Below are 23,192 nucleotides of genomic sequence, written 5' to 3' on the forward strand. Positions count from 1 at the left end.
GCTGTGAGACAGGTCACAAAAGAAACGTGACTTCAAAGGGTTGCGTCAGACGCCGTGGCGCGTCCGCTCAGCGCTTCTTGGCGGGCTTTTTCGCTGCAGGCGCAGGTGTCGCAGCCGGATGCGCAGGCGCTTCCTCCGGTACCTTGGCGTAGGTCAGGATTTGCAACTGGGCGTTGGCGGCTGAGGTCGGCCTGGCCCGGTCGAGAAACTGCTCCTCGCCGAGGCCGATCGGATGCAGCCGCTTGGTCGAGATCTTGAACGTGTTCACCAGCACGTCGCGTATCGCGTCCGCCCGGCGCTGGCTCAGGATCGCGTTGGCCTCGCGCGTCTTCGCGTTGGATTCGACATGGCCGACGATCAGGAACGTGTAGGGCAGCAGCGAGGCATGGACCAGCGCATCGGCGAGGCGGCCGACGGTCTGGTAGGACGCCGGCTGGATGATCGGCGTGTCGGCGTCGAACTGGATCTGCGCAGTGAAGGTCGGCAGATTGACCAGATCAGGCGCGATCAGCGGCCGGTTCACCGGACCGGGATCGTTCTTGATCCTGGCCTTGGCCCGCTCCATCACCTGCAGCTTCAGCGCGGGGAGATCGATCTCGGCGGCTTGTTCGAAATGGTTGAGCTTGCCGACGATGTCGTCGCGGGTTGGCGGCGCCGTCTGCGCTTCCGCTGTGCCCGCGAGCAAAGCGAGGCCGAGCGCGATGCATATTCCGGCGGTGGAAAGCCTCGTCGCTGGCATCACCGATACCCCGCGTCGTCAACGGCCTTCAGGCAATTGTTGCTGATGCCCTTGGGCGTCGAGACCAGGCAGGGGACCGCCTTGCTGGTCTCCTTGGTCGAGCCGCCGCAGACCTTGACGATCTCGCGCTGGCAGACGTTCGCCACGGTGACACGGGCTGCGACGCGCTTCTGGATGGCGTCGAAGGCACCGAGATAATCGCTCTGGCACTGCTGCGAGAGCACGTCGCGGTTGCGCGAGAGGCACTCCTTCAGGCGGGTCGAATCCGGGTTGACGCCGCGGCAATTGGCGACGATTTCCGCGCCGCAACTTTTCGCCAGCAGCCCGATCGCATCGCCAAAGCTCATGGTCTCCGCCGCCGCAAGCGACGGCATACCCAATGCCAGCAAGATCAGTGTGATGGAGCCCCGGACCATGGCCGCATCTGATACGGGGAAGTTCACGGTGGTCAAGGGCTGTTCGGACCTGAACTGTCGAGAGTCCGACCAGTGCGGCGAACAGTCCTCACTCCGTGGCCTCAGTGAGGGGTGGCCATTCGATCAGGGCGACCGTGTGCTTCCCGAGCTCGTCGGCGACATCAGGGTCGGCCTTGAGCTCGTCCAATGTCCGCGGCGGGGGAAGCTGGCGGCCGTCCGCGGTCAGTTCCTGTGCATAGAACGCGAGTGCCTCGGGCGCATTCTCCAGGGCCTCATCGACGTCGTCGCCGCCGGAAATGCAGCCGGGCAGGTCCGGAAACCACACGCCGACGGCTTCGTCCGGGCCGGCGTCCTCGATGATGGCGATGTAGTGCGGCATGCAGGCCTCACGCCCGCTGCACAAAACTGTCCACGACCTTCTTCTCCCCCGCCTTGTCGAAGGCGATGGTGAGCTTGTTGCCGTCGATCTTGGTGACGCGGCCATAGCCGAATTTCTGGTGGAAGACGCGGTCGGAGAGGGAGAATTCCGAGGTCGTGCCGGTGGATTTGGCCACCAGCTCGCCCTCGATCGTCAGCGGCCCGCGGCGGCGCGAGGAGAAGCTGCCGAAATCGGGCGAGGACGACTGGGACGAAAACGACGAGGCCTGTTCCTCGAAACTGCCGCGGCCGCCATTGCCGCCGCCACCGCCGCCGCGATTGCGATTGGCCTGGGCGCGCTGCCAGCCCGGGGTCGAATAGGTGGAGCCGAACGCTTCCATGTCGTCGAAGCGGGAGGCGCCGTAGCCGCCGGTGCCGCCCCAGGCCGAGCCGCCCTTGGATTCCGTGATCTCGACATTGGCCGCGGGCAGTTCGTCGAGAAAGCGCGAGGGGATCGTGGTCGACCAGGTGCCGTGGATCCGGCGGTTGGTGGCAAAATAGATTTTGGCGCGGCGGCGGGCCCGGGTCAGGCCGACATGACCGAGCCGGCGCTCTTCCTCGAGGCCGGCGCGGCCCTGTTCGTCCAACGTGCGCTGGCTCGGAAACAGGCCTTCCTCCCAGCCGGGCAGGAACACGTTGTCGAATTCCAGCCCCTTGGCCGAATGCAGCGTCATCAGCGACACCGCGTCCTCGTCGGCGCCGCTGTCGCGGTCCATCACCAGTGAGATGTGCTCCAAAAACCCTTGCAGGTTCTCGAACTCCTCCATCGAGCGCACCAGCTCCTTGAGGTTTTCGAGCCGACCCGCGGCGTCCGCCGAACGGTCCTTCTGCCACATCTCGGTGTAGCCGCTCTCGTCGAGCACGATCTCGGCGAGCTCGGTGTGCGAGGTGACCTCGCGCTGGGCGCGCCAGCGGTCGAACTGGGCGACGACGTCGCGCAAGGAGCCGCGCGCCTTCGGCTTCAGCTCATCGGTCTCGACCACCGCGCGCGCCGCCTCGAACAGCGGGATGCGGCGCTTGCGGGCGTGATCGTGCAGCATCTGCACGGTGGCATCGCCCAGGCCGCGCTTGGGCGTGTTGACGATGCGCTCGAAGGCGAGATCGTCGGCCGGTGAATTGATGACGCGGAGATAAGCCAGCGCATCGCGGATCTCGGCGCGCTCGTAGAAGCGCGGGCCGCCGATGACGCGATAGGGCAGGCCGAGCGTGACGAAGCGGTCCTCGAACTCGCGCATCTGGTAGGAGGCGCGCACCAGAATCGCGATCTCGTTGAGCTTGTCGCCCTGGCGCTGGATCTGCTCGATCTCCTCGCCGATGCCGCGGGCTTCCTCTTCCGAATCCCAAGAGCCTGTTACCGTGACCTTCTCGCCGTCCTGGTCCTCGGTGCGCAGCGTCTTGCCGAGCCGGCCCTCGTTGTGGGCGATCAGGTGCGAGGCGGCGGCGAGGATGTGGCCCGTCGAGCGGTAGTTGCGCTCGAGGCGGATGACCTTGGCGCCGGGGAAATCATGGTCGAAGCGCAGGATGTTGTCGACCTCCGCGCCGCGCCAGCCATAGATCGACTGGTCGTCGTCGCCGACGCAGCAGATGTTTTTGACGTGGCGCGTCTGCTCCTTCTCCCCGCTTGCGGGGTCGCGACGAGCTTCGCTCACGCTGAGAAGGTCAGGATGAGGGGCTGCCTCCACGAGCTCAGCTTGCTGAGAGTCCCCCTCACCCGGATCGCTCGGGCGCGCAATTGCGCTGCCGGGCGATCCGACCTCTCCCCGCACGCGGGGAGAGGCAAAAGAAGTCGGCGCTTGGGACAGCAGCCGCAGCCACAGATATTGAGCGACGTTGGTGTCTTGATACTCATCGACCAGGATGAATTTGAAGCGCTGCTGGTACTGCCGCAGGATATCCGGGTGCTCGCGGAAGATGCGGATGTCCTCGAGCAGCAGATCGCCGAAATCGGCGGCGTTCAGGATCTTCAGCCGCTCCTGGTAGCTCGCATAGAGCTTGCCGCCCTTGCCGTTGGCGAACACGGCGGCTTCGCCCGACGGCACCTGCGACGGCGTCAGGCCGCGGTTCTTCCAGCCGTCGATCAGCCCGGCCAGCATGCGCGCCGGCCAGCGCTTGTCGTCGATATTGTCGGCTTGCAGAAGCTGCTTGAGCAGTCGGACCTGATCGTCGACGTCGAGCACGGTGAAGTTCGACTTGAGCTGCGCCAGCTCGGCGTGGGTGCGCAGGATGCGCCCGCCGATGGAGTGGAAGGTGCCGAGCCACGGCATGCCTTCGACGGCATGGCCGAGCATCTGACCGAGCCGATGTTTCATTTCGCGCGCGGCCTTGTTGGTGAAGGTCACCGACAGGATTTCGGATGGGCGGGCGCGGCCCTGGCTCAGGATGTGGGCGATGCGCGTGGTCAGCACGCGGGTCTTGCCGGTGCCGGCGCCGGCCAGCACCAGAACCGGCCCGTCCAGCGTCTCCACAGCCTCGCGCTGCTCCGGATTGAGCCCGGACAGGTATTGCGGGCCTACCGAGGCGCGCGCACGCGCGGCGATGCCGCCGGCTGCGGGCTGGTGGTCGGGGACGCTCTGGGACGTGATCTTGCTCGGCTCGGTCATGCGAATCATTTGCCCCACGTTGGCACCGCGGGGTGGTGAAAGGGGAGCCTTCTTAACAGGGATTGGTCCCTATATGGGGCCGCGGACAGGGGTTTTCCACGTGCGCCGAAAGCCAATTTGTTCCTGTCGGTCAGGCGAATTTCCGGCTTCAGCGGCCCGGAACCATTGTTCCGAGTTGGCGATTGGTTCTGCAAGTGAGGCGCGTCAGCCGCGCCGATCGCAGACAGACATCGAAACAGAGGTTCGGATCATGCTTAGCTGGGTAGTTACGTTTCTGGTTATCGCCCTGATCGCCGGTATCCTGGGCTTTGGCGGCCTCGCCGGCGCGTCGATCGAAATCGCCAAGATCATCTTCTTCATCGCAGTCGTGTTGTTCCTGGTCTCGGCCGTTGTCGGACTGGCACGGGGTCGTAACAGGGTTTAGCGCGCTTACCGCTTCGAGGGCATCGCCACGTTCCGGCCGATGCCCTCGGGCCGCGGGACGGCGCTGTGGGCCTTGACCACCGCTGCGATGCGCTCACGGATGTCTGGGGGAAAAGCCGCCACCTTTCGTGAGCCCATGTCGATGTGAAGCGACATGTTTTCCGATGTGGCGGACAGCCATCCTTCGGTCGCGTGCCGCAGCTCCTGGAAGGTGTGCAGCCGCTTGTCGTCGGCTTCCAGCAGCCAGACCGAGACCTGCACGAGATCGTCGAGATGGATTTCGCGCAAATACCGCACGTGGCATTCGGCGGTGAAGGTCGAGCCGCCGCGCTCCTTCATGTAGCCCGGTCCGATCCCGAGCGTCAGCCACATCTGGTCGATCGCGCGGTCGAACATCACGTTGTAATAGGCCATGTTGAGGTGGCCGTTGTAGTCGATCCATTGCGGCTCGATCTGCATGATTGACGAGCGGAACGGCACGCCCTCGATCGTTGTGGCAGCAGTCTCCGGCATGTGTCCTTCCCCAGCTATGCGTCCGGTCGCTTGACTTGACCGGTGAGATGTCCTTTGCCACGGTTCGTCTCGTCGGGAGGAACGTCCGTGGGTACGACCATCACCAATAATCCGCCGCGGCCGGCGCCGAAAGCCCTCGCGAGCGCGCTGGAGCAACTTGCCGCGCGGTTCGGCAACCGCCTCATCACCTCGCAAGCCGTCCGCGAGCAGCACGGCCATACCACCACATGGATCGTGAACCAGCCGCCGGACGGCGTGGTGATGGCGCAGGAGACTGCCGACATCCAGGACGTGGTGCGGATCTGCGCGAAAAACGGCGTGCCTGTCATCGCCTTCGGCACCGGCACCTCGCTCGAGGGCCAGGTCAACGCACCCGCCGGCGGAATTTGCATCGACCTGCGCGACATGAACAAGGTGCTCGCGGTGCATGCCGAGGACCTCGACTGCGTGATCCAGCCCGGGGTGACCCGCAAGGCGCTCAACGAGCATCTGCGCGACCAGGGCCTGTTCTTCCCGATCGACCCCGGCGCGGACGCTTCCCTCGGTGGCATGGCCTCGACCCGCGCTTCCGGCACCAATGCGGTGCGCTACGGCACCATGCGCGACAGTGTGCTGGCGCTGAAAGTGGTCCGCGGCGACGGCGAGATCATCACGACCGGCACGCGTGCGAAGAAATCATCCGCCGGCTACGACCTGACGCATCTGTTCGTCGGCGCCGAGGGCACGCTCGGCATCATCTCGGAGCTGACCATCCGCCTGCGCGGCATCCCCGATACGATCGCGGCCGGAGCGGTGTCGTTCGAGACCGTGCACGGGGCGTGTCAGGCCGTGATCCTGGCGATCCAGACCGGCATTCCCGTGGCGCGCATCGAGCTGCTCAACGCCGCGCAGGTGCGGGCCTGCAACGCCTATTCGAAGTTGACCCTGCCCGAAACGCCGCTGCTGCTGATGGAATTCCACGGCAGCGAGATCGAGGTCGCCGAACAGTCCAAGGCCTTCGGCGAGATCGCCAGGGATTGCGGCGGCGGCGACTTCTCCTGGACCACCAAGCCGGAGGATCGCACAAAGCTGTGGCAGGCGCGGCACGACGCCTATTGGTCGGTGAAAGCGCTGCGGCCCGGCGACAGCATCGGGGTGGTCGCGACCGACGTCTGCGTGCCGATCTCGCGGCTTGCCGAATGCGTCGGCGAGACCGAGGAAGATCTCAAGCGCCTCAACCTGTTGTCGCCGATCGTCGGCCATGTCGGCGACGGCAATTTCCACTGCTCGCTGGTCTGCGACACCAACGATGCCGACGAGATGGCGCGCGGCGAGGAGTTCATGCATCGGCTGGTCGAGCGCGCGCAGGCGATGGACGGCACCTGCACCGGCGAGCACGGCATCGGTCAGGGCAAGCAGAAATACCTCAAGGCGGAGCTCGGCCCCGAGGCGATCGACGCGATGCGGGCGCTGAAAAAGGCGCTCGATCCGCAGAACATCTTCAATCCCGGGAAGATCGTACCGGAGGCGTAGCGCGCGGCGTGGCCGCCGTTTATGCTCGCTCCCTCACCACGGAGCAGGCAATGCAGTGGTTCGCGCGCAAGACGCGTCAGGACGTCTGGGACGAAGCGATCGAACGGCCGCTCGGCGACATCGAGGCCGCCGAGCGCATCCGTGCGATCTGTGACGCCGCTGCGGCGAGCGCGGCAGGTAGCGCGCGCAGCGACAAGCGCGACAGCGAGCGCTACGAGCGCGCGGCGAAAGTCGCGATGGAAATCGCGATGAAGATCTCGGATGGACTGATGCGCGACGACGCAGTCCGTCGCATCGTCGATCTCTGCATGAAGGCGAACGACCTCAAGACGGCGCAAATCCTGTTTCGCGCGATCCATGCCAGCTGGATCCGCGAAACGATCCAGCGCGATCACCCGCCATTGGCGCAGTGAGCCCAGTTATCGCGCCAACTTCCGCACGGCCTCGTCGACGCTGTGGAAGACACGCTCTCTCGGCAGGGCGTCGAACAATCTAAACCGCTCGAACGCGTCCTGCGCGCGCACTGATTCCAGCCGGGCCAGCGCGACGGTGACGCCCTGTTCGCTGCACGCCCTGAACACGTCCAGCAGGATCTGCGCGGCGGTGAAGTCGATCTCGACCATGCCGCTCGCCTCCAGCACCAGCAGCTGTGGCGGCATCGTGCCGAGCACCTTGATCACGTCGCTGCGAAAGCCGGGCGCGTTGAGGAAGGACAGCGGCGCCTGCAGCCCGAGCACGGCGACGCCGGCGATGCGCTCGCCGGCGATGTGCGGATGTGCCGGCCACCAGATCGTGGTGCCCGGCACGCGCTCGAACTCGACCAGCCGCGCGCGCGTCGTGCTCCAGATGCCGTGCAGCAGCGACAGCACGATGCCGAGGAACGCGCCTTGCTGGATCGGCAGCACGATGATCAGCGCGGCGGTGGCGGCGATCAGCAGGAATTCGCTGGGGGATTGGCGATAGATCGTGACGATCTGCTTCACGCGGATGATGCGCAGCGCGACGAACAGCAGGATGCCGCCGAGGGCTGCGTCTGGAACGTGCTGCAGCAATCCCGTTCCAAACGCGAGCAGCGCCAGCACGATCGCAGCGGCGGCGAGACCCGCGAGCTGCGATTGTCCGCCGGTCTCGGCGACAATGCCCGTCCGCGGCGGGCTGGCGTTGACCGGAAACGCGCCGAACAGGCCCGACAGTACGCAGCCTACGCCCGCGCCGAGAAAATCGCGATCGACATCGGCCGGCTTGTCGGGATCGGACGGGAATGAGCGCGTCGTCGCCGCGGTCTGCACCATCACCACGACCGTGATGACAAAGGCGAGCGGCACGAGGCGGACCCATTGCTCCGGTGCAAGCTCGGGGAAGGTCGGCCGCGGCAGCGTCCCCGGCACGAGGCCTACGACATTGACGCCCTTGCTCTCGAGGCCGAGCGCGATCGTGGCCAGGGTCGCGGCGACGAGCCCGATCAGCGCGCCCGGAATTTTTGCGCTGATCTTCTCGGCGACGAAGACCACGGCCAGCACACCGAAGCCGATGCATAGCGTGAAGGGATTGGTGCGGCCGAGCTCGCTTGCGAGCACACCGATGCGATCGAGCGTCGGCCCGTTCGGCGAGTCCAGGCCCAGCACGCCCGGTAATTGCGACACGATGATGTGGACGGAGATGCCGGCGAGGAAACCGACCATGACGGGCACGGACAAGAGATTGGCGATGCCGCCGAGGCGGAAGGCGCCGCCGGCCAGCATCATTGCGCCGACCATCAGTGCCAGCGCGATCGCGAGGCCCTGATACTCAGGCGAGCCGGCGGCGGCCAGCGCCGCCAGCCCGCCGGCGAAGATCGGCGTGATCGTGGAATCGGCGCCGCAGGACAGGAAGCGGTTTCCGCCGAGCATCGCAAAGCCGAGCGATCCCGCCATGAAGGCGAAGAAGCCGATCTGCGGCGCGAAGCCGCCGAGCCGCGCCGTGGCCATCTGCTCTGGGATCGCGATTGCCGCGAGCGTCAGGCCGGCCATCAAATCGCCCGGCAGCGAATAGGACGCGAGTGAGCGAAACAGCGGCCATGATGTTGCGGTGTGAGCGTCCTGCGCCATCAGCAGCGAATCCCCGAAGTGTTCCGTTGGTCGACCAGACCACAGCTGCCGGTCGTCGGCAAACATGGGGTTGCCGGCCTCGCCTGTATATCGTGCGACACCGCAGGGCTCGCGGCACTTATCGCGTCTGCGAGCCCCACGCGCACTCCCGCGAGGCACGCCCTATGGCTTCGACGCCTGCGCCTGCTTCAGCGCGCTCTTGCAGCCATCCGACAGCTGGTTGAAATGCTCGATCATGCACTGCTTGACGCGGCCGCCTCCCGGCATGATGCCGGAGCACAGCGCGCGCATGTCCGCGGTGCACGCTTGGCGTATCTCCTGTCGCGGTTGCTGGGCGGACGCGGCGCCCGCGGACGATATCGCGACCAACGCGGCGATGATGGCCGCGATCGCGCGTCGCAGCTCCCGTAGCTGTACAGGTCTCACCATGCGCAGACCCTCCGCACGCCGAATGGCGTGCTGGTCCACCAACAGGCCCCAGGATAGGGAGGCGCCGCATAGGCATAGGGTGGATGGGCGTAGGGCACGATGGTCCGCCGGCACAGGCCGTTGGCCGTCAGGTGCCAGCCGGGTCCGCAGCCGCCGCTGACTTCGGTGAGGCCGTCGGACATGCCGGGGTGAGGGCTGGGGGTGAAGGCTAGCGCGGTCGAACCTGCGGCCAGTGCGGCTGCCGCGGCCGACGCCAAGATCGTCAATCGTCGCATTCGAGATATCCATGCTTGCAAGGTGGAGGAAGGCAGTCCGCGGCCAGTGTTCTGACCCCGGCCGGAATTCACGGTCGTGCGGCGCGAGGGTCAGTACCGGTATCCGTAATAGGGATGAGTCCCGACCGTGCCGCTGCGCGTCACGCTGTTGCCGTTCGGACCCGTCGTGGTGCGCGTGTAGTCGAATGCATGCGGAGCGACGCGCGTGATGCTGCCGCTGCGTGCGATCGTGCCGCCATAAGGTCCCGTCACCGAAGCCGAACGCGAGCAGGTTCCGCCGGCGCATCCGCCGCTGGCGCTGCCGTAGTAGGTACCTCGCCAAGTCGTGACGCCGCCGCTGCGAACCCAGGCGTTTGCACCGGAGGCTCCCGTGAGGGCCAGCACCGTTGCGAGTGATAGCGAAGCCAGAATGGGTTTCATCGGATACTCCTGTTTGTGAGGACGCGCCGGAACGAGACCGGTCGCCGCATGGGGCCAATCTCGCCTCGATCTTTTGCCGTGATATTGCCGGCGAGGCCGGAAGTGTAACGTTTTGTAACGAGTGACGGGGTCGCCACATTCCTGCCAGCGGGCTGCTCGATAGAGGCCGCGATGGACACTCGGACGATCATGATCGTGGAGGACGACCGCGAGATCCGCGCGCTCTTGGCGGACCTGCTGACGCGGGAGGGCTATGCGCCGGTTTGCGTCGAGAACGGCGCGGCGATGGACCGGGCGCTGATGCAGGCATGCCCGGATCTCATCGTGCTTGACATCATGCTGCCGGGCGAGGACGGACTGTCGATCTGCCAGCGCCTGCGCAGCAAGAGCCGCACGCCGATCCTGATGCTGACGGCCAAGGCCGACGATGTCGACCGCATCATCGGCCTGGAGCTCGGCGCCGACGATTATCTGCCGAAGCCTTTCAATCCTCGGGAATTGCTGGCGCGCATCAAGGCCGTCTTGCGGCGTGTGGACGGCCCGCTGCAGATGCCGCCGCCGCGGCGAATTGCTTTCGGCAGGCTGGTGGCCGATCTCGACGGGCGCAGCCTGACCAACGACCAGAACCGTGTCGTCGAGTTGACGGCAGCGGAGTTTGATCTGCTGGCATGTTTCCTCGAACGGCCCAAGCGGGTGCTGTCCCGCGACCAGTTGCTCGACTGGACACGCGGCCGGACCGCGGATCCGTTCGACCGCGTCATTGACGTGTCGGTTAGCCGGCTGCGCCGCAAGCTCGTCGCCGCGGATCCCAAGGCTGCGTTCTCGATCAGGACCGTGCGCAATGGCGGCTATCTCTTCAGTGCTGACGTTCGCCCGCTCTGAGCACGGAGCCTGTGCGGAATGAGCAGGCTTCACATCGCCGCCCGCCTCGGCCTTATCGTCGTCGGCGCCATCATTCTCGTGCAGTTGCTGTCGGTCGCCATCTATTTGGTGGAGCAGCGCGGCCGCGGCGAGCCGTCCGGATTTGCCGCTTTGCTCGCGCAGGTCGCCGCCTTGGCGGAGGCGATCGACAGGGTCCCGCGCGACGATCGCGACCTGGTGCTGCGCGCGGCCACGACGGCGCGATTTAAGCCGGTCGTGCGTCAGGACGTGCCGCCCAACCCGTTGCATGGCCGTTTCCTGGGCAGCGCGGAGCAACGGTTGCGCGCGCTGAGCGGTGTGCCAGCGGAGCGGCTGGTCGCACTGTCCTTCGTCAACGTCAGGGACGGCCAACAGGTGGCCCGCTTGCGTGATCTCGTCACCTCGCGCCTGCAAGCTGTCATTGAACTTGCTGGCGGCGGCTATCTGGTGATCGAGACCGCAGGTGAGCTCAGCCTTCGCCTGCTCGGCATTCCTGTCGGCCTGCTGGCCGGAATTCTCGGCTTCGTCGTCGCTTTGGCGGCCTTGCTCGCGGTCCGCCACGAGACCAGGCCGCTGTCCGAGTTGACCGTCGCCATCGAGCGCTTCGGCGCTGCCATGGAGACCATGCCGGTCAGCGAGCGGGGTGCTCCCGACGTCCGGGCGCTGATCCGCGCCGTCAACGCCATGCAGGCGAACATCGCCGAACTGCTGCGCAGCCGCACCCTCGTGCTCGGCGCGATCAGCCATGATCTGCGCACTTATGTCACGCGGCTGCGGCTACGTCTCGAGCTGCTGCCCGAAAGCGTGCAGCGGGACAAGGCAACCGTCGATCTCGACGACATGCAATCGCTGATGGATGATGCGCTCGCCTTTGTCCGCGCCTCGTTCGCAGGCCCGTCGGCGGAAACCGTCGATCTTGCCCGCGTCGCGCGGACCGAGTACGAAGCGCGCAAGGGCGCCTGCGCAGCGCTGACGCTCACCTGCGAAGATCCGGCTCTCCTCATCCGCGGCTCGGCTGCGGGCATGGCTCGGGTCGTTGCCAATCTCGTCAACAACGCGATCCTCTATGGTGGCGCCGCGGACATCTCGTTGTACGCCGAGACCGATGTGATCGAACTCCTGGTCGAGGACCGCGGGCCGGGAATCCCGGTTGACGAACGCACCCGCGTATTCGATCCATTCTACCGGCTGGAGACCTCGCGCAGCCGCGAGAGCGGCGGCGCAGGATTGGGACTCACAATCGTGAGGCAAGTTGTCGAAAGCAACGGCGGCACGGTCGCCATTGAGGATCGTCCCGGTGGCGGCACCCGTGTCCGCGTCCGGCTGCCGCGCGAGCGGTCTCAGTAACGGCTGCGGTAGCCATCGCCGTGTCCCGGGCCGCCGTAGTTGCCGCCTCGACCGCCCATGCCCATGCCAATTCCGATGCCTATTCCGACACCTAAGGCTTCTGGCGGCGGGCCGCGATCCGGTGGCGGCGCGCGCTCGTAGATCACCTCATCAGGCGGCGGCCGGCGCGGCCTGGGCGGCGTGTCGACCACCTTGCGCTTCGGCGGTGTGTCGTCGACGCGCTTCTTGATCACAGGCGCGATCGTCGGGTTGATCGGCGAAGCCGGTGGTGTGGGCGTCGAGCACGGGCAGGTCGGGGCCATCGCGACGGCGACCGGGGCAGGAGCGGCCGCGACCGCGGCAGGCAAGACGTAGTTGCGGTTCTGCACGCGGAGCAGCAGCCGGCGTGCGGTCGCGGCCAGATCGCTGTTGTCCCAGTTCGCCAGATACGCCTCGAACGAGGCGCGGGTGTTGATCGCGGTGGCGCGCTCCCACGCCAGCATCTGGCGCCGGCGCTCCACAATCGTGCGCAGCCGCGGCGTACGGGTATCCTGAGCGTACAACTCGATATAGGCCTGATACGCCGGCACGGTGTCGTCGGTGATCACTATCTCATAGGCGACCATGGCCGGCTTGCCCTGCAAATCCTTGCGCCAGTCCTCGAGGCTGCGCGTGCCGCTCGCAAGTGCCATGGAGGATGCGCCAGGAAGCGCAGTCTGACTGCCGCTGCTGTCGCCGCCGAAGAACTTGAAGTCAGTCGTCAGCGACGAGCTTTCCCAGGGGATCTGGCGTCCGTCGGTCGATTGCGCCACGGCGACGCGAATGCGCTTGAACACTTCCTCGATCGGCAGATTGGGCTGCTTGGCGACGGTCAGCGCCGCGGTGGTATAGGGGCTGTCGATGCCGGAGCCATCCTCGGCTTCGGAGCCCGGCGAGGTCGAATAGGAAATGAAGGAGCCCGGCGCGCCGGCCTTGGTGTCGACGATCGCAAGCCCGTGTCCGGCGCCGCTGAGCGCAGGGAAGGGATTGTTGCGGCAGGCATCGAGCATGAAGATGCGCGCCCGCGTCGGCAGTGCGCCGAGCGTGTTGAGCAAATCGTTCAGTCGCACACCCTGCAGCGGAATGTCGGCTTCGCGCTTGGGGTCGAGATCGACGGGAACGAGATAGTTCTCGCCGTCGATCTGGAGGCCGTGGCCGGCATAGAACACCAGCGCGACGGTGTCGGCGCCGCTGGCGCTGACCTTGCCGGCGAAATCCGAGATCGCCTGACGCATATCGTTTTGCGCCAGATTGGATGCCGTGGTGACGGTGAAGCCGGCATTGCCGAGCAGCTCCGTCATGCCCTTGGCGTCGTTGGCTGCGTTGGGGAGTTCCGGCACGGTGCGATAGGCCGATTGGCCGATCACCAGTGCGAGCCGCGCTTCGGCCGCGGCCCCCGTCGGCATCGTCAATTGCGTGAGCGCGAGAAGAGCGGATGCAAGAAACAAATTGCGAAAGACTGGACGGCGCATGGTGTCACCTCCATCGGCAATGCGCGCGATGATGTCACCTTTTCTAGGTGGCCGCCATGCGTCTGTCTGTGCACTGGATCACGTTGAGCTGCGGCAAAATGGGGCAGAAGGTCTGCCAGAGCTGGTGCGGCATCGTTCTGGCGCCATCCATGTGAATTGCGCATTGATCCATGCGCCAATTGGATCGATGCCCAACGCTGCGCGAAAGCATCTTCTCGCGCATCGGCCCCATGCCGATCTGATCGAGAATCCCGCAAAAACATGGCTGTTTTGCCGCGCGCTGATGCCGTTGATCCTCGCGACACGCCGCTTTGCAACGGCCGGCCGCAAGCCTTGCCTGCGCCGTCGCTTTGGCCATACAGTCCGCGCAACGGGCTGCGGCAACGACCGTTGCTCGAAAAACAATAATTGGGGAGAAACCGCATTATGTCCATCGTGCCCGTGAACCGTCGCGCGTTCATCAAGTCGTCGACGGGACTTGCTGCCGGCCTCGTGCTTTCCCCCGCACTCATCGGCCGCGCCGAAGCCGCGACGCTGAAGCTGAAATGCTCCTCGTCGCTGCCGAACGATCCCAAATTCGCCAACGGCCGGGTCTACTACGACAATCTGGTGAAGAACCTGAAGGCGAACGGCCTCGGTGAGCAGGTCGAGGTCGCGTTCTTTCCCGACAACCAATTGGGTCAGGAAATCGACGTCATCAACTCAGTGAAGCTCGGCGTCATCGACCTCATGGTGTCGGGCTCCTCGATCTCGGCGAATCTGGTGCCGCTGGTCGGCACCTACGACCTCGGCTTTCTGTTCTCGAGCTTTCCGCAGCAGACCAAGGCGTTCGACGCTGGCGCGGCCAAGCCGATCGAGGACGCGCTGCTCAAGGGCAGCAACATCCGCATCATCGCCTGGGCCTATAATTTCGGTTCACGCAGCGTACTTGCGAGGAAGCCGGTGAAGACGCCGGAAGATCTCGCCGGTCTCAAGATCCGCACGCTGCCAAATCCCGTCATCACGGAATGCCTGCGCCTGATGGGAGCCGCCGCGACGCCGCTGGCGTTCGGCGAAATCTACACGGCATTGCAGGCCGGCGTGCTGGACGGGCTAGAGCACGACCCGCCGACCATCCTGGCCAGCAAGTTCTTCGAAACGGCGAAATTCTATGCATTGACGCAGCACAATTTCTCGCCGCTCGCGATCTATTTCAGCGACACGACCTACAATCGCATGGATCCGAAGCTGCGCGAGGGATTTCTCGATGCCGCGAAGAAGGCTGCGGCCGACACGCGGACCCACGGGCTCGCCGTCGAGAAGGAAGCGCTGTCGGCCTTGACCGAAAAGGGCGTGACGGTGGCCGAATGCGACCGCGAGGCGTTCAAAAAGCGCGTCGCGCCGCAGATCGAGAACTTCATGAAGGCGCGGCCGGAATCCAAGGCCGTGATCGACATCATCCGCGCCACGCAGGCCTGACGTGGCAATGACAGCTGCCGTACCTCTCTCGGGCGGCCGCCACGGGAGCATCGCCCTGCTGCTTCGCTTCAGCGACGCGATCGCGGCCATCCTGCTGGCCACGGATCTCGTCGTCGTCTGCGGTTCCGTGCTGCTGCGCTTCTGCTTCAACGCGCCGGTGGAGTGGTCCGACGACGTCGCGCGCGGACTGATGGTCGGATCGGCCTTCTTCGGCGCGGCGAGCGCGCTCGCGCGCGGCGAGAATGTCGGCGTCTCTTTCTTCCGCGATCTGGCTCCGGTACGGCTGCGCGCGCTGGTCGACGCCGCGAGCGCGCTGCTGGTGGTGCTGATTTCGGGCTACGTCGCCTACAACGCCATCAAGCTCGGCTCGCTGACGGCGGGCCAGACCACCGGATCCGGCCTGCCGCTGGAGCTGACCTTCTACCCGATGGGCGCCGGCGCGCTGTTCATGACGGTGTTTGCGATCGACCAGCTCTGCGCCAGGCCGCTCCCTGACATCGTCAGAGGCCTCGTCGCGATTGCCGTCGTGACCGGCCTTTATCTCGCCTGGGATTATCTGTCGCCCGCCACGGTGCCGTCGGCGGGCACGCTGATGCTGATCGGTTTCTTTGCGACGTTGGTCGGTGGCTTGCCGATCGGCTTTGCACTGGCGCTGGCCGCGCTGATCTTCATCTGGGTCGAGGGCGCGCTGCCCGGCGTGATCTTCGCCCAGCAGATGGCGCGCGGCATCGACAATTTCGTGCTGCTCGCGATTCCGTTCTTCATTCTCGTCGGCTACCTCATGGAAGCCAACGGCATGTCGGTGCGGCTGATCGAGCTGTTGCAGCGCGGGGTCGGCCGCATGCGCGGCGGTTTGAACGTCGTGATGGTGGCCTCGATGGTGCTGTTCTCCGGCATTTCCGGCTCGAAGATGGCCGACGTCGCCGCGGTCGGCTCCGTGCTGATTCCGGCCGCGCGCCGCTCCAAGCAGAATCCGGGCGGCGCCGTGGCGCTGCTCGCAGCCTCCGCGGTGATGGCGGAGACTATTCCGCCCTGCATCAACCTGATCATCCTGGGCTTCGTCGCGAACCTGTCGATCGGTGGTCTGTTCGTCGCAGGGCTGTTGCCCGCGGCGCTGATGGCGCTGGCCTTGATCGCCGTCTCCATCATCTTCGGCAAGACTCCAATTGAGACTCCAACTGAGTCTCCAGCTGATGCCGAGGTCATCGCGCCGCAGATGCCGGTGTCGGGCCTGTGGAGCGGCGCGATCGCCTCGTTCGGCCTGATCTTCATGATCTTCTTCGGCTTCAAGAGCGGCTTTGCCACCGCCACGGAAATCTCGGCCTTCGCCGTGGCTTATGCACTCGTCGTCGGCAGCGTGGTGTTCCGCGAACTCAGCTTCACATCGGCTGCGCACAGCTTCGTCCAGGGAGCGACGCGCGCGGGGCTCGTGCTGTTCATCGTTGCCGCAGCGCAATCGCTGGCGTTCACGCTGACCCTGCAGCAGGTGCCGCATGCGGTCGGCGATTTCATGCTGGGATTGTCCAAGACCAGCGGCACCTGGCTGTTCATCCTGCTCGCGATCGGCGTGCTGATCGTGATGGGCTCGGTGCTGGAGGGGGCGGCCGCGCTGATCATCTTCGGGCCGCTGCTGCTGCCGGTGGCCGTGCAGCTCGGCATCGATCCCCTGCATTTCGGGGTGGTGCTTGTGATCGCGATGGGCATCGGCCTGTTCGCGCCGCCGCTCGGGCTCGGGCTTTACGGCGCCTGCCTGATCGGCAATGTGCCGATCGAGCAGACGGTGAAGCCGATCATGGGCTATCTCGGCCTGTTGTTCCTTTGCCTGCTCGTGATCGCGTTCGTGCCATGGCTCAGCACGGCATTGCCGCGCGCGTTCGGCTATTGAGGGAGTATCGCCGTGAAAGTCCTGCTGGCCCACACGCCGGAGATGCGCCGCAATTACTACGGCGATCGCAGCCTGAACGGCTTGCGCGCGACCGCCGAGGTGATCCTGCACGAGAGCGATGAGACGCTGGTCTCAGCCAGCCTCGTGCGCGCTGCGCAAGATGTCGACATCATCGTGGCCGATCGCATGACCGAGGGACGCGGCGAGATCTTTGCGCAACTGCCGCGCCTGCGCGCCTTCGTCCGCTGCGCCGTCGACATCCGCAACGTCGATGTCGAGGCGGCCTCGAACGCCGGCGTGCTCGTGACCCGCGCCGGGCCTGGCTTCGTGCAAGCCGTTGCCGAGCTCGCGGTTGGCTTCATGGTCGATCTCTCCCGCGGCGTATCGCGAGCGACGGCCGATTATCACGCCGGCCGCAAGCCGGAAGCGCGGATGGGCCGTCAACTCGCCGGCAGCAAGATCGGCATCATTGGCTATGGCAGCATCGGGCGCTATCTCGGGGAAATCGCCAAGGTGATGCGCATGGAAGTGCTGGTCGCAGATCCCTTTGCGACCGTGACCGACGGTGCCATCCGGCAGGTCAGCCTCGACGAGCTCCTCGCCGCGTCCGACTATGTCGTCTGCCTTGCCATCGCCAACGAGCAGACCGAAAATCTGATCGGCGAGGCGGCGCTGGCGCGGATGCAGAAGCATGCGGTCTTCATCAATCTCTCCCGCGGCAACCTGGTCGACGAAGCGGCGCTGGCGAAGGCGTTGCTTGAAAATCGAATCGCGGGTGCCGCGATGGATGTGGGCCGCGCGCCCGACCAGATGCCAAGCCCGGAGCTTGCGAAGCTTCCCAACGTCATCGCCACGCCCCATGTCGGCGGCCTGACGCCGCAGGCGATCGAATATCAGTCGCTGGAAACCGTGCGGCAGGTCGAAGCGATCGTCAAAGGCGAGATCCCGCAAGGCGCCGTCAACGCCGACCGCTGGACGCGGCGGCCGTGATCTGCTCTATAGCCGGTCCACAGCTTTGAACGTCCCGTCCTTCTGGATCACCGTCAAAAACACCTTCGGCGGCGCGTCGAGCATGCGCATGCCGACGGTGATGGTGCTGCCGCTGATGTCGAAGCGGCCGACATCGTTGATGGTGCGCAGCAGGCTCGCGCGCGTCGGTTGCGGTCCGGCTTGTTCCAGCGCCGCGGCCGCGAGACGGCCGGCGATATAGCCTTCGAGCGCCACGAAATTCGGTGTCAGCGCCGGGTCGAACGCCGTCTGCGCCGCCTGGTAGTCGGCGACCAGCTTAAGCGAGCGGTCCCAGGGAAACGGCACGACCTGCGTGACGACGACGCCTTCGCCCTCGGGGCCGAGCTCCTTGGCGAGCGCAACGGCGCCGACAAAGGAGATGTTGACGAAGGTCGGATTGGCGCCGCTGCGGTGCGCGAGCTTGATGAACTCGGCGCAGGGACCGTAGGTCCCGACCATGACGATCGCCTCGGGTTCGACGCGCTTGATCGTGCGCCAGGCCGACGCGACGGCGCGGGTGTTGCGCTCGAAGGTGCCTTCGGCGGCGAGCTCGAGGCCGCGCCTGGCAAGCGCGCGCTTCACGCCGGAAAGACCGTCGCGCCCGAACGAGTCGTCCTGGTAGAAAATGGCGATGCGGGTGAAATGGCGATCCTCGGTGAGATGCTTGACCCACGCCTCGGCCTCGGCGCCATAGCTTGCACGGATGTTGACCACGTTCGCAAGCTCGAAGTCGCGCAAGAATTCAGCGCCGCTGAAGGGACCGATGAAGGGCACGTTCCTGGCGCTGGTGATCGGTATCGTCGCCACCGCGGTCGGCGTGCCCACCGCGCCGATCAGCGCGAACACCTTCTCGTCCTCGATCAGCCGCAGCGTCTGCGCCAGCGAGCGGTCGGGGTCGTAGCCGTCGTCACGGCTGATGAGCTGGAGCTTGCGGCCGTGGACGCCGCCTTTGGCGTTGATCTCGGTGAAGGCTGCGACAATGCCCTGCCGCATGCGCTGTCCGAGTGTGGAGGAGGGACCCTCGAGCGCTGCGGCTTGGCCGAACAGGATCGCATCCTCGCTGACGCCGATCTCGTCGGCTTTCGCCGGCAGCATGATTGCTGCCAGGACGGCGACGGTCATGACGATGCATGTCGCAGATCGAGATCGATACATCAGAAAAGTCTTGCTGGGTGCGGTGAGTAGCTTCGTGAAAGCTATCGCCACGGGATGAATCGGCGATGTATCGACGGCTCCGTACTACTCCGGGGAAAACCGGCAACTTGCTTCGACAGAGCCCGCATCATCCTGCACTTCATTAACTAAACCGGGTAATGCGGAAAAGCCGGGTTCCGAAATTGTGCAGTTCTTAACCGCGGTCCTGTTCCGATAGTGGCTCCGGCGGCTCAACCAGAGGTTCGGTTGAGCGGGACAGGGGACGGCGGTTTTTGGAATGGGCGGTCGGGATCAGAACGATCAGGATCGGGGGCGTATGACCGGATGGTGGCGTGCCGCGCCGCTGCTCGGGCTCTATCGCCCTGCGCTCGTCGCAGTCGGCGTCGGTCTTCTGTTCTCGGTCGTGGCTGCAGCCGCCGTGGCGCGATGGGAAGGCCGCGTCAACAAGATCGAGTTCGAGAACGCGGCCGAGACCGAAGTGATCGTCATGCAGAACGGCATGAGCGAGTACATCTCCAGGCTCGTCGCGCTGCGCACGCTGTTCGAATCGACCAATCAGGAGATCACCCGCAGCGAATTCGAGACCTTCAGCGCCCGCCTGTTCGAGCGCCATCCCGGCATGCTGCGCATCTCCTGGGTGCCGCGGGTGAACCGCAAGGAGCGCGCCGAATACGAGGCCGCGGCGATCACGGACGGCGTGTCCGGCTATCGCATCAAGTCGCTCCAGGGCGATGCGTTCGCGACCGCGCCGCAGAGCGACGAATATTTTCCGGTGTTCTACTCGACCCAGCCGAAGACGTCTCCAGTCTACGGAATGGACTACGCGACCGTTCCGGAGCGCCGCGCGGTCCTCGAGCGCGCGCGCGACACCGACCGGATAGGGGCCATTCGCACCCGCCTCTACGAGCCGAAGGAGGGCGGCCGGTTGCCCGACGTCCTCGTCGCCATTCCCGTCTACGCCAAGGGAACGTCGCGCGACGCGGTCGTGGACCGGCGCCGCAATCTCGCCGGCTTCGTCGTCGGCGTCTTCGACCTGCCGCTGCTGATCCAGTCCATTCGCGTGACCACCGGGGCAAGCCCCGCGGTCAGCGTCAACGTCTATCCGCCGTTCGCGGGTCAGATCGTCGGCCTGGAGCAAATGCTGCCGGATTACTCGTCGGCCGCGACGGCGCCGCAGACGATGCGGGACGTCGCGCTAGCCCTGCACTGGTCGGGCAATCTCAAGATCGGCGACACCGATTGGCAGGTGCGGGCGGTTCCGGCTGCCGGCGGTCCGCTGGAGACGACTTACGATCGCGCGGGTGCGGTGCTGATCGTCGGCATGCTGCTGACGCTGTCGCTTTCGACCTATCTCATGCTCGCAACCCGCAATTCGCAGCGGCTGTCACTGGCGAACCGGCGGGTGCTCGAACTCGCCCAGACCGACATCCTGACCGGATTGCCGAACCGCGCTTTCTTCCTGGCCCGGCTCGACGAGCTCAAGGGCCGTTTGAAGGACGCCGGTCCGACCTTCTCGATCCTGATGCTCGACCTCGACCGCTTCAAGAACGTCAACGACTCGCTCGGTCACGGTGCCGGCGATGCGCTGCTGCGTCAGGTCGCACAGCGGCTGAAATCCGCTTTGCGCACCAGCGACGTGCTGGCCCGGCTCGGCGGCGACGAATTCGCCATCATCCAGGAAGCTTGCGAGGATCAGCGCGTCTGCTCGACCGAACTGGCGGGGCGGATCGCCAAGCTCGTGGCCGAGCCGTTCCTTCTTCCCGGACACCGCGTCGAGATCGGTACCAGCATCGGCATTGCGATCGCGCCCGATCATGGCAGCGATCAGGAGCAGCTGCTGAAGAAGGCGGACCTGGCGCTCTACCGCTCGAAATCGTCGGGCCGCAACTGCTTCACCATCTACGACAAGGCGATGTCGGCCGAGCTCGAGGCGCGCAGCACGCTGGAAGGCGATCTGCGCGACGCCATCGCGCGGTGCCAGCTCGAGGTGCACTACCAGCCGTTCGTCGACGCCCTCAGCGGCACGCGGCGCGGCTTCGAGGCGTTGGTGCGCTGGCGGCATCCGACGCGCGGCTTGATTGCGCCGGACCAGTTCATCCCGCTTGCGGAGGAGACCGGGCTGATCGTGCCGCTCGGCGAGTTTGTGCTGCGGCGCGCCTGCGCGGACGCGGCCGGCTGGCCGTCCGATCTTGCGGTCGCCGTCAACCTGTCGCCGATCCAGTTCAAGGAGGCCGAGCTGTTCGAGATGATCAGCGCGGCGCTCGCCGATTCCGGATTGCCGCCGCCGCGGCTGGAGATCGAGATCACGGAATCCGTGCTGCTGGAGCGTGGCGTCGAGAACCACGCCTTCATGGAGCGGCTGAAGAGCATCGGCATCGCGCTCGCACTCGACGATTTCGGCACCGGCTATTCGTCGCTCAGCTATCTGACCGCTTTCCCGTTCGACAAGATCAAGATCGACAAATCGTTCATCCGGAACCTCACGCATCAGCCGCGCAGCTCCGCCATCATCTCCTCGATCGTGACGTTGGCGCGCGGGCTGGACATGTCGGTCACCGCCGAGGGCGTCGAGACCCGCGAGGAGTACGAGCGGCTGAAGGCGCTCGGCGTCAATTTCGCGCAAGGCTATCTGTTCGGCCGCCCGCAGCCGATCGAACGGATCCTGTTCGACGCGCCCGCCAAATCGTCGCAACGCGACGCGGCCTGAGGGCGGCCGCCCAAGGATCGCTCAATGAGGCATGCGCGAAAAGCGCTTGACCCGGGCAGTCCTGGATGGTCGGAAGGACCGTCCAGGGATGAAACACACAATGCGGCTTCCGTTCTTCTACGGCTGGGTCGTGGTCGCGGTGACCTTCGTCACCATGGCCATCGGCGTCAACGCGCGCACCGCCTTCTCGCTGTTCTTCCCTCCCATCATCTCCGAATTCGGCTGGGAGCGCGGCGTCACCGCGGGCGCCTTCTCCTTCGGCTTCGTGGTGTCGGGCATGGTCAGCCCGCTGATCGGCCGGCTGATGGACCGCGCCGGCCCGCGCGCGGTGATGGAGCTCGGCGTCGTTCTGATGGGCGGCGGATTGCTGCTCGCGCCGCTCACGAGCCAGCCATGGCATCTCTATGTCACCATCGGCGTCATGGTCGGCGCCGGTTCGGTGTGTCTCGGCTATTCCGGGCAGTCGTTGTTCCTGCCGAACTGGTTTATCCGCACGCGCGGCCTCGCCATCGGCATCGCCTTCGCCGGGGTCGGCATCGGCTCGGTCACGCTGCTGCCATGGGTGCAACACATGATCGAAGGGACCGGCTGGCGCACCGCCTGCACGGCGATGGGCCTGATGATCCTGATCGTGCTGGCGCCGATCAATCTGTTCCTGCATCGACGTCCCGAGGATATCGGCCTTCGGCCTGACGGCGATGCGGCCCCGGCCGCAGGCGCCGCAAAACCCGCCTCCAACGTCGTCGATCCCGTCTGGGCCGGGACCGAATGGACACTCCGGAAAGCGGTCGCCACGACACGGTTCTGGTGGATCGCGCTCGGCTATTTCTGCGGCCTCTACATCTGGTACGCGGTGCAGGTGCACCAGACCAAATTCCTGCTCGACATCGGCTTCAGCCCGGGTGTCGCGGTGTGGGCACTCGGCATCGTCAGCCTGCTCGGCATTCCCGGCCAGATCCTGCTCGGCCATGTCTCCGACCGGATCGGGCGGGAATGGGTGTGGGCGATCAGCTGCGCGGGTTTTGCGATCTCTTTCGCGGCGCTGATGGCCCTGAAATTCCAGCCGTCATTGTGGCTGGTCTACCTCATGGTGTTCACGCAAGGCGCGCTCGGTTACGGCCTGACCTCGATCATGGGCGCAGTGGTGTTCGAGATTTTTCAGGGCAAGCACCAGGGCAGCATTTTCGGCACGATCATGCTGGCGGCATTGGCCGGCGGCGCTGCCGGTCCCTGGGTCACCGGCTTGCTTTACGATCGGGTCGGCGACTACACGCTGGCCTTTGGCGTCGCCATCATCGTGAGCGGATTGTCGGCGCTCTCGATCTGGCAAGCTGCGCCCCGCAAGGTGCGCGCCGTTGCCGGCAAGCTTCAGGTGGAAACCGGCGCCGAATAGGTTCTGTGCGCGCCCAAT

Annotated in this window: 22 protein-coding genes; 10 read left to right on the top strand and 12 right to left on the bottom strand. The window is 65.7% G+C overall.

Annotation, left to right across the window (positions count from 1 at the left end; genetic code table 11):
- Positions 1–67: 67 nt before the first annotated feature.
- From IVB54_RS10340 to IVB54_RS10355, 4 genes are all read right to left on the bottom strand, one after another.
- Positions 68–739 carry an OmpA family protein gene (locus tag IVB54_RS10340; RefSeq protein ID WP_018454283.1) on the bottom strand — a complete coding sequence of 224 codons (672 nt, stop codon included), beginning with the start codon at positions 737–739 and terminating at the stop codon, positions 68–70.
- Positions 739–1,155 carry a hypothetical protein gene (locus IVB54_RS10345; protein ID WP_018454284.1) on the bottom strand — a complete coding sequence of 139 codons (417 nt, stop codon included), beginning with the start codon at positions 1,153–1,155 and terminating at the stop codon, positions 739–741. The genes IVB54_RS10340 and IVB54_RS10345 overlap by 1 nt, the downstream gene beginning before the upstream one ends.
- 88 nt (positions 1,156–1,243) lie before the next feature.
- Positions 1,244–1,534: a type II toxin-antitoxin system HicB family antitoxin gene (locus IVB54_RS10350; protein ID WP_018454285.1), complete on the bottom strand. Its 291-nt coding sequence runs from the start codon at positions 1,532–1,534 to the stop codon at positions 1,244–1,246.
- 7 nt (positions 1,535–1,541) lie between these two features.
- Complete coding sequence (locus tag IVB54_RS10355) at positions 1,542–4,181, bottom strand: UvrD-helicase domain-containing protein (RefSeq protein ID WP_085385100.1); 2,640 nt, start codon at positions 4,179–4,181, stop codon at positions 1,542–1,544.
- 241 nt (positions 4,182–4,422) lie between these two features.
- Here IVB54_RS10355 and IVB54_RS10360 point away from each other — a divergent pair, with 241 nt between their 5' ends.
- Positions 4,423–4,596, top strand: coding sequence for a DUF1328 domain-containing protein (locus tag IVB54_RS10360; RefSeq protein ID WP_007600914.1), 174 nt, complete (start codon positions 4,423–4,425; stop codon positions 4,594–4,596).
- Positions 4,597–4,601: 5 nt separating this feature from the next.
- On the opposite strand, the gene IVB54_RS10365 is transcribed toward IVB54_RS10360, so the two are convergent.
- Complete coding sequence (locus IVB54_RS10365; RefSeq protein ID WP_085385101.1) at positions 4,602–5,108, bottom strand: thioesterase family protein; 507 nt, start codon at positions 5,106–5,108, stop codon at positions 4,602–4,604.
- Between the two features lie 87 nt (positions 5,109–5,195).
- Between IVB54_RS10365 and IVB54_RS10370 the strand changes: the two genes are divergently transcribed.
- A complete protein-coding gene (locus IVB54_RS10370; RefSeq protein WP_085350292.1) occupies positions 5,196–6,620 on the top strand; it encodes an FAD-linked oxidase C-terminal domain-containing protein in 1,425 nt (474 codons plus the stop codon).
- Between the two features lie 50 nt (positions 6,621–6,670).
- A complete protein-coding gene (locus IVB54_RS10375; RefSeq protein ID WP_026232706.1) occupies positions 6,671–7,033 on the top strand; it encodes a hypothetical protein in 363 nt (120 codons plus the stop codon).
- Between the two features lie 6 nt (positions 7,034–7,039).
- Here the strand turns inward: IVB54_RS10375 and IVB54_RS10380 are convergent, their stop codons facing one another.
- From IVB54_RS10380 to IVB54_RS10395, 4 genes are all read right to left on the bottom strand, one after another.
- The gene (locus tag IVB54_RS10380; RefSeq protein WP_018454290.1) at positions 7,040–8,707 is read right to left on the bottom strand and encodes a SulP family inorganic anion transporter; all 1,668 of its coding nucleotides are present in this window, start codon (positions 8,705–8,707) and stop codon (positions 7,040–7,042) included.
- Between the two features lie 162 nt (positions 8,708–8,869).
- Positions 8,870–9,136: a hypothetical protein gene (locus IVB54_RS10385; RefSeq protein ID WP_018454291.1), complete on the bottom strand. Its 267-nt coding sequence runs from the start codon at positions 9,134–9,136 to the stop codon at positions 8,870–8,872.
- A complete protein-coding gene (locus IVB54_RS10390) occupies positions 9,130–9,411 on the bottom strand; it encodes a hypothetical protein (protein WP_143273231.1) in 282 nt (93 codons plus the stop codon). The genes IVB54_RS10385 and IVB54_RS10390 overlap by 7 nt, the downstream gene beginning before the upstream one ends.
- A gap of 90 nt (positions 9,412–9,501) precedes the next feature.
- The gene (locus IVB54_RS10395) at positions 9,502–9,831 is read right to left on the bottom strand and encodes a hypothetical protein (protein WP_018454292.1); all 330 of its coding nucleotides are present in this window, start codon (positions 9,829–9,831) and stop codon (positions 9,502–9,504) included.
- Positions 9,832–10,002: 171 nt separating this feature from the next.
- On the opposite strand from IVB54_RS10395, the gene IVB54_RS10400 reads away from it, so the two are divergent.
- Entirely contained in the window at positions 10,003–10,713 is a 711-nt protein-coding gene (locus IVB54_RS10400; RefSeq protein WP_018454293.1) for a response regulator, read from the top strand.
- A gap of 18 nt (positions 10,714–10,731) precedes the next feature.
- Complete coding sequence (locus IVB54_RS10405; RefSeq protein ID WP_018454294.1) at positions 10,732–12,078, top strand: ATP-binding protein; 1,347 nt, start codon at positions 10,732–10,734, stop codon at positions 12,076–12,078.
- On the opposite strand, the gene IVB54_RS10410 is transcribed toward IVB54_RS10405, so the two are convergent.
- Both IVB54_RS10410 and IVB54_RS10415 read right to left on the bottom strand, forming a co-directional pair.
- Complete coding sequence (locus IVB54_RS10410) at positions 12,072–13,568, bottom strand: caspase family protein (protein ID WP_018454295.1); 1,497 nt, start codon at positions 13,566–13,568, stop codon at positions 12,072–12,074. The genes IVB54_RS10405 and IVB54_RS10410 overlap by 7 nt on opposite strands.
- A gap of 43 nt (positions 13,569–13,611) precedes the next feature.
- Positions 13,612–13,926 (bottom strand): hypothetical protein, encoded by a 315-nt coding sequence (locus tag IVB54_RS10415; protein ID WP_026232707.1) that lies wholly within the window; start codon positions 13,924–13,926, stop codon positions 13,612–13,614.
- A gap of 68 nt (positions 13,927–13,994) precedes the next feature.
- On the opposite strand from IVB54_RS10415, the gene IVB54_RS10420 reads away from it, so the two are divergent.
- Genes IVB54_RS10420 through IVB54_RS10430 form a run of 3 tightly spaced genes read left to right on the top strand, consistent with a single transcriptional unit; the run spans position 13,995 to position 17,901 of the window.
- Positions 13,995–15,026 (top strand): TRAP transporter substrate-binding protein, encoded by a 1,032-nt coding sequence (locus tag IVB54_RS10420; protein WP_085350285.1) that lies wholly within the window; start codon positions 13,995–13,997, stop codon positions 15,024–15,026.
- Between the two features lie 7 nt (positions 15,027–15,033).
- A complete protein-coding gene (locus IVB54_RS10425) occupies positions 15,034–16,911 on the top strand; it encodes a TRAP transporter large permease subunit (RefSeq protein WP_018454298.1) in 1,878 nt (625 codons plus the stop codon).
- Positions 16,912–16,923: 12 nt separating this feature from the next.
- Complete coding sequence (locus IVB54_RS10430) at positions 16,924–17,901, top strand: hydroxyacid dehydrogenase (RefSeq protein ID WP_018454299.1); 978 nt, start codon at positions 16,924–16,926, stop codon at positions 17,899–17,901.
- Positions 17,902–17,907: 6 nt separating this feature from the next.
- On the opposite strand, the gene IVB54_RS10435 is transcribed toward IVB54_RS10430, so the two are convergent.
- Positions 17,908–19,041: an ABC transporter substrate-binding protein gene (locus tag IVB54_RS10435; RefSeq protein ID WP_018454300.1), complete on the bottom strand. Its 1,134-nt coding sequence runs from the start codon at positions 19,039–19,041 to the stop codon at positions 17,908–17,910.
- Between the two features lie 349 nt (positions 19,042–19,390).
- On the opposite strand from IVB54_RS10435, the gene IVB54_RS10440 reads away from it, so the two are divergent.
- Both IVB54_RS10440 and IVB54_RS10445 read left to right on the top strand, forming a co-directional pair.
- Positions 19,391–21,781, top strand: a complete 2,391-nt coding sequence (locus IVB54_RS10440; RefSeq protein WP_247376513.1) for an EAL domain-containing protein — start codon at positions 19,391–19,393, stop codon at positions 21,779–21,781.
- A gap of 100 nt (positions 21,782–21,881) precedes the next feature.
- Positions 21,882–23,174: an MFS transporter gene (locus IVB54_RS10445; RefSeq protein ID WP_018454302.1), complete on the top strand. Its 1,293-nt coding sequence runs from the start codon at positions 21,882–21,884 to the stop codon at positions 23,172–23,174.
- Positions 23,175–23,192 lie beyond the last annotated feature (18 nt).

The sequence above is a fragment of the Bradyrhizobium sp. CW1 genome (genome assembly GCF_023100665.1).
Taxonomy (GTDB): Bacteria; Pseudomonadota; Alphaproteobacteria; order Rhizobiales; family Xanthobacteraceae; genus Bradyrhizobium; species Bradyrhizobium canariense_D.

Bases quoted from the DNA above. Each gene is read 5' to 3' on its own strand.
- IVB54_RS10340 (WP_018454283.1), bottom strand. From the start codon at position 739: ATGCCAGCGACGAGGCTTTCCACCGCCGGAATATGCATCGCGCTCGGC.
- IVB54_RS10345 (WP_018454284.1), bottom strand. From the start codon at position 1,155: ATGGTCCGGGGCTCCATCACACTGATCTTGCTGGCATTGGGTATGCCG.
- IVB54_RS10350 (WP_018454285.1), bottom strand. From the start codon at position 1,534: ATGCCGCACTACATCGCCATCATCGAGGACGCCGGCCCGGACGAAGCC.
- IVB54_RS10355 (WP_085385100.1), bottom strand. From the start codon at position 4,181: ATGATTCGCATGACCGAGCCGAGCAAGATCACGTCCCAGAGCGTCCCC.
- IVB54_RS10360 (WP_007600914.1), top strand. From the start codon at position 4,423: ATGCTTAGCTGGGTAGTTACGTTTCTGGTTATCGCCCTGATCGCCGGT.
- IVB54_RS10365 (WP_085385101.1), bottom strand. From the start codon at position 5,108: ATGCCGGAGACTGCTGCCACAACGATCGAGGGCGTGCCGTTCCGCTCG.
- IVB54_RS10375 (WP_026232706.1), top strand. From the start codon at position 6,671: ATGCAGTGGTTCGCGCGCAAGACGCGTCAGGACGTCTGGGACGAAGCG.
- IVB54_RS10380 (WP_018454290.1), bottom strand. From the start codon at position 8,707: ATGGCGCAGGACGCTCACACCGCAACATCATGGCCGCTGTTTCGCTCA.
- IVB54_RS10385 (WP_018454291.1), bottom strand. From the start codon at position 9,136: ATGGTGAGACCTGTACAGCTACGGGAGCTGCGACGCGCGATCGCGGCC.
- IVB54_RS10390 (WP_143273231.1), bottom strand. From the start codon at position 9,411: ATGCGACGATTGACGATCTTGGCGTCGGCCGCGGCAGCCGCACTGGCC.
- IVB54_RS10395 (WP_018454292.1), bottom strand. From the start codon at position 9,831: ATGAAACCCATTCTGGCTTCGCTATCACTCGCAACGGTGCTGGCCCTC.
- IVB54_RS10400 (WP_018454293.1), top strand. From the start codon at position 10,003: ATGGACACTCGGACGATCATGATCGTGGAGGACGACCGCGAGATCCGC.
- IVB54_RS10405 (WP_018454294.1), top strand. From the start codon at position 10,732: ATGAGCAGGCTTCACATCGCCGCCCGCCTCGGCCTTATCGTCGTCGGC.
- IVB54_RS10410 (WP_018454295.1), bottom strand. From the start codon at position 13,568: ATGCGCCGTCCAGTCTTTCGCAATTTGTTTCTTGCATCCGCTCTTCTC.
- IVB54_RS10415 (WP_026232707.1), bottom strand. From the start codon at position 13,926: ATGGCCAAAGCGACGGCGCAGGCAAGGCTTGCGGCCGGCCGTTGCAAA.
- IVB54_RS10420 (WP_085350285.1), top strand. From the start codon at position 13,995: ATGTCCATCGTGCCCGTGAACCGTCGCGCGTTCATCAAGTCGTCGACG.
- IVB54_RS10425 (WP_018454298.1), top strand. From the start codon at position 15,034: ATGACAGCTGCCGTACCTCTCTCGGGCGGCCGCCACGGGAGCATCGCC.
- IVB54_RS10435 (WP_018454300.1), bottom strand. From the start codon at position 19,041: ATGACCGTCGCCGTCCTGGCAGCAATCATGCTGCCGGCGAAAGCCGAC.
- IVB54_RS10440 (WP_247376513.1), top strand. From the start codon at position 19,391: ATGACCGGATGGTGGCGTGCCGCGCCGCTGCTCGGGCTCTATCGCCCT.
- IVB54_RS10445 (WP_018454302.1), top strand. From the start codon at position 21,882: ATGCGGCTTCCGTTCTTCTACGGCTGGGTCGTGGTCGCGGTGACCTTC.